Consider the following 5063-nt stretch of genomic DNA (forward strand, 5'->3'; position numbering starts at 1 on the left):
CTCGGGTACAACTACGACGTGAAGTTGGCCGAAGCGGTCGAAGGCATCGATATTATTATCGGCGGCCACTCGCACACGCGCCTCGACCAAGCCGAGGTCGTGAACGAAGACGGCGCGCCGACGCTCATCGCGCAGACGGGCGAATACGGACAATTCCTCGGCCGCCTCGACGCGAACTTCGACGAAGCCGGCGTGCTCGTCGACTGGGCGTACGACCTCATCGAGATCGACGCGCAGAACGAAGCGGGCGACTACTTGATCGCGGAAGACGAAGCGTTCGCGGCGAAGCTGGCGGAGCTGCAAGCGCCGATCGAAGAGATGAAGTCGAACGTCGTCGGCACCTCCGACGTCTACCTCGAGGGCAGCCGGACGCAGGTGCGCCGCGGCGAGACGAACCTCGGCAACCTGATCGCGAACGCGGTGCTGCATGCCGCGAAGCCGGCCGGCGCAACGATCGCCATCGCGAACGGCGGCGGCATCCGGGCCTCCATCGACGAAGGCGACATTACGCTCGGCGAAGTGCTGACGGTGATGCCGTTCGGCAACTCGATGGTCACGCTCGATCTGACGGGCGCGGAAATCGTGGAAGCTCTGGAAAACGGCGTCGGCGCCGTCGAAGAAGGCCAAGGCCGCTTCCCGCAAGTCGCCGGTCTGACGTTCGCGTACAACCTGGCGAAGCCTGCCGGCGAGCGAGTCTCGAACGTGAAGGTCGCGGCCGAGGACGGCTCTTACGCGGCGCTCGACCTCGCAGCGACGTACACGGTCGCGACGAACGCCTACATGGCGGGAGGCGGCGACAACTACGCGGTATTCGGCGAAGCGAAGGACGACGGCCGCCAGACGGATCTGTTCGTCGTCGACTACGACGCGTTCGTCGGCTACCTCTCGACGCTGGAGTCGGTCGGCACGGCCGTCGAAGGCCGCATTACCCGCGTCTTTACCGACGCCGGCACGGATCACCCGGCATACGAAGCCGTTCAGGCGCTCGCGACGCGCGACGCGCTTCCGGAGCTGTCGACCGGCGGCGACGCGTTCCGTCCGTCCGACGCGCTCACGCGGATCGATTCGGCCGTATGGCTCGCTCGTTCCCTCGGCCTGAAGCTGCCGGAAGCGGCGGCGGCGTTCTCCGACGTCGCGGCCGACCACAGCTTCGCCAAAGAGCTGCTCGCGGCGAAGGACGCCGGCATCTTCCTCGGCGTCCCGGGCGGCGCGTTCCAGCCGGACGCGGCGCTGACGAAGGGCCAAGCGGCGCTCGTCATCGAGCGCGCGTTCGGCGAAGCGCCGGCCGTTCAAGGCGACGCGAACGCGCCAGCGACGCGGGCGGAGTTCGCCGTCCTGCTGCATGAGGCGTTAACGAAGTAAATGGTATGCAAAGAAGGCTGCGGCCCGATCCGATGTTCGGATAGGGTCCGCAGCCTTCTTCAGTCTCGAGCGTTAAGAATCGGACTCGCGGGTGTAGACGAGCGGGTTCAGCCGGGACGCGGCGACGTCGCCCGCGGCGAGCCCCGGCAGCCAGCGCGCTAAGTCGGCCTTCCGGGCGTTCGTATCGGGCTCCGCGATGCGAACGCCGTCCGCCACGTAGATAATCGTCATCACCTTGCGCATCGTATCCGTCGGATTCGGCGGCGCGCTGTGCACCGTCCAGCCGGCATGGAACGTCGCGTCGCCCGCGTTCATCGCGCCGTACGTTTTCTGTGGAAAGCCCTTGCCTTCGATATATTGCCCGAGCGTTCGATGCGACTCGTCGGAGATAACCGTCTTGTCGATCAGTCCGTTCCGGTGCGAGCCCGACGCGAACGTCATCGAGCCGACCGCTTCCGGGATCGGAACGAGCGGCATCCACATCGTGATCGTATGATCGGTGTCGAGCGGCCAGTAGATTTGGTCTTGGTGCCACGGGGTATGGCCGCCGCCCGGCTCTTTGTACAGCGCTTGGTCGTGGTAGATGCGTACGCCGTCGACGCCCATCAGCTCCGCCGCGATCCGGGCGAATCGCCGCGCCAGCGTAAATCGCGCCGCGGCTTCGCTGACCTCCCACAGATTGGCGACTTGGATGAACGCCTTGCCGTACGTATCCCGTTCCCCGACCGGCTTGTCATGGTTGTTCCGCTCCCGCACAATCGCCGAAAGCACGGGCTCGTAAGCGGCGATTTCCTCCTCGCTCGCCACGCCGCGCAGCAGCGTATGCCCGTCGCGGCGGTACGCCTCGATAAGCTCCGGGGCGAGCCGGTACGCGTCGTTTAGTTCCGGCAACGATCGTTCGATTTCGTTCATGGAGAGACGCCTCCCTTTTGTCTTCCTCGCGATGCAATCGGTATGGTACATTCATCATAATCCATAACCGCGAGGGGATGCATTGTCTAAACCTTCCCCTCCGTTTGTCTAAAACGACTGTTTTTCGATAAGAAGAAAAGGAGGCGACGATGCAATGAACGGGCTTGGAACGACGACGGCGCACACCCCCGCGGGGCCGATCGCGCCCTACGTCCGGGAAAGCGACCGCGCGGTGCGGCGGCCTTGGCGCGTACCGGAGCGGCGGCTGCTCGACTACTTGTTGGTGTACGTGCGGCGCGGCCGCTGCGTCTTCACGGTCGACGGGCGCCGGCACGAGCTCCGGGACGGCGCATTCGCGCTCGTCCAACCGGGCAGCCGCTGCGAGCTCGAAGGGCTGACGGACACGGAAACGCCGTTCGCCCATTTCGACGTTTTCTACACCCCCGATCGGGAACGGAGCTTCCCGACCCGTCCGGGGCAGACCGATCTGACGGCATACCTCGACTTGCTGCAGCCCCGGCTGGACGACGTCTTCGGATTTCCCGTCCCGGTTCGGCTGCGGCCCCGGGACCCGAGGCGGATGCGGGACGCCCTGCTCCGCCTCGTCGACTCGTGGCTGGGGGGAGATCCGTTCGCGTCGCTGAACGTCCAGGCCGCGGCGACGGAGCTGATCGCCATGATCCTCGCGGACCACGCGCCGCCGGACCGCGACGGAACGTCGAGGCGCGAGCCGATCGACGAGCTCCGCTGGATCCCTTCGTATTTCTCGCTGCATCTGCACGAGCCGCTTCCCGTGGAGACGATGGCCGCCCGCGCCGGTCTGTCCCCGTCCCGCTTCGCCGCGCGTTTCAAGGCGATGTACGGCATGCCGCCGCACCGGTATTTGCTCGAGATGCGGGTGGCGCACGCGAGCGAGCTGCTGCGGTCGACGGCGCTGTCGCAGGAGGAGATCGCCGCGTACTGCGGGTTCGCGGACGTGCATCATTTCTCGAAGGCGTTCAAACGCAGCGCCGGCGTGCCGCCTGGCGCATACCGAAATCGTTCGGAACCGAAAACCGGTCATTCCCAGCTTTAGTCCGTTGCGGTATAATAAAGCCAGTAGTTCGACGGTTATCAAACTATTGGCATAAATGTGCTGGGAAATGAGGTTCGCATGCATCCTACTCTCCGCCGCAACCGGCCGTTCGTTCGATTGTGGTTCGCTCAGATCGCTTCCAACGTCGGCGACCAATGCTATGCGATCGCGCTCGTCTGGTATTTGCTGGAGCGCGTCGAATCGCCTTCCGCGCTCAGCCTCTTGTCGATCCCCGAGATGATCGCGGGCCTCTTGTTCACGCTGCTGTTCGGCGCGATCGCGGATCGGACCTCGCCCCGCGCGCTGATGATCCGCTCCGACTTGGCGCGCTTCGCGCTGGCGCTCGCCGTCTTCGCGATGATGCTCGGCGGGGTCGAGCATCTCGGACTGTTCATGGGCGTCCAATTCGGCATCGGCCTGTTCGTCGCCTTGTTCGCGCCGGCCCGCACCGTCGCCGTCCGAGCGGTCGTGCCGCCCGAGCTGATGAACCAAGCCAACGCGCTGCAGGACACGACGTTCCGCGCCATCCGGATCGCGGCGCCGATGGCCGTCGCGGCGCTCTCGCCGTTCGTGCCGCTCCCATGGCTCGTGTTCGTCAACGCTTGCGCGTACGCCTTGTCCGCCGCCTTCGTCTGGAGCGCAGGCCAAGCGGCGCCGCCTCCGACGACGCCTTCGGAGAGGATGACGCCCGCGCGCTACGCCCGCGACATCCTCGAGGCGGCTCGAGCGCTGCGGGCGAATCGAACGCTGCTGTTTACGATCCTCTTCGGCAATATGGGCTTTCTCGCTTGGCAGATGCTGTGGACCGTCGGCTTCCCCGTGCTGGCTGCCGACCTGAGCGGCGGCGCGGTCGGCGCCGGAGGCGCGGATGGCGCGAGCGGCGGCTGGCTGGGCGTCATCGTCGGCTGTTACGGCGCCGGCAATCTGCTCGGCAGCCTCGTCATGACGCGGCTCTCCGTCGCGAAGCCGTTCCGCGCCGTCCTGCTCGGGTGGCTGTTCCTCGCCGCCGGCTATGCCGTCATCGCCGCGGGCGCCTCGACGCCTTGGATCGTCTGCCTCGGCGCGGCGATCGGCGGCATCGGCGGCCCCGTCATCGGCATTCCGCTGCTGACAGCGATCCAGACGATGGCCGAGCCGCGTCACACCGGGAAAATCTACTCCGTCAACGTCCTGAGCTTCACCGCGTTCTGCATCGGCTCCTCCGCGCTCGGCGCGCTCGGCGTCGGGGACTGGCCGCCCGCGGCGATGTTCGGCTGGGGCGCGGCGTTCCTCGTCGCGATGGTCGCGGTCGCCTTCGCTTCGCATGCGGGCACAGGCGCCCGCACGAAAGACGGCGCGCCTTCGGCCGCCGCGGGAGATCCCGCTTCGGCCGGCGGCGCGCCGGCGGCGAAACTTAGAAGTTGAAGTTATCCGGATCGGCGCCGAAGCGGCGATTTTCGTTCATGGCGTCGATTTTGCCCATCTCTTCCGCGCTCAGCTCGAAGTCGAACACGTCCGAGTTTTCCTTGATCCGCGCTTCCTGCGTCGACTTCGGAATCGTGATGACGCCGTGCTGCAGATCCCAGCGAAGGACGACCTGCGCCGTCGACTTGCCGTGCTTCGTCGCGATTTCCTTCAGCGTCGGATGATCGAGGTTGTTGCCTTGCATGAGCGGGCTCCAAGCTTCCAGCTGAATGCCCTTCGTCTTGCAGTAGGAGAGCAATTCCACCTGCGA

General features: G+C 66.0%; 5 protein-coding genes. 3 read left to right on the top strand and 2 right to left on the bottom strand.

Annotated features, from left to right (window positions below; translation table 11 throughout):
• Window positions 1-1362, top strand: a 1362-nt coding sequence (locus VEZ38_RS06355; protein ID WP_324892505.1) for a 5'-nucleotidase C-terminal domain-containing protein, incomplete at its 5' end; no start/stop codon positions are given.
• 72 nt (window positions 1363-1434) lie between these two features.
• On the opposite strand, the gene VEZ38_RS06360 is transcribed toward VEZ38_RS06355, so the two are convergent.
• The gene (locus VEZ38_RS06360; protein ID WP_324892506.1) at window positions 1435-2274 is read right to left on the bottom strand and encodes a phytanoyl-CoA dioxygenase family protein; all 840 of its coding nucleotides are present in this window, start codon (window positions 2272-2274) and stop codon (window positions 1435-1437) included.
• A 154-nt stretch (window positions 2275-2428) separates the two neighbouring features.
• On the opposite strand from VEZ38_RS06360, the gene VEZ38_RS06365 reads away from it, so the two are divergent.
• Window positions 2429-3349 (top strand): AraC family transcriptional regulator, encoded by a 921-nt coding sequence (locus VEZ38_RS06365; protein ID WP_324892507.1) that lies wholly within the window; start codon window positions 2429-2431, stop codon window positions 3347-3349.
• 78 nt (window positions 3350-3427) lie between these two features.
• Window positions 3428-4753, top strand: a complete 1326-nt coding sequence (locus VEZ38_RS06370) for an MFS transporter (protein WP_324892508.1) — start codon at window positions 3428-3430, stop codon at window positions 4751-4753.
• On the opposite strand, the gene VEZ38_RS06375 is transcribed toward VEZ38_RS06370, so the two are convergent.
• A partial coding sequence (locus tag VEZ38_RS06375) for an aldo/keto reductase (RefSeq protein WP_324892509.1) occupies window positions 4743-5063 on the bottom strand: 321 nt, incomplete at its 5' end. The two genes, VEZ38_RS06370 and VEZ38_RS06375, sit on opposite strands and share 11 nt — an antisense overlap.

Origin of the sequence: Paenibacillus sp. (assembly GCF_035645235.1) — a bacterium.
GTDB lineage: Bacteria > Bacillota > Bacilli > Paenibacillales > YIM-B00363 > Paenibacillus_AE.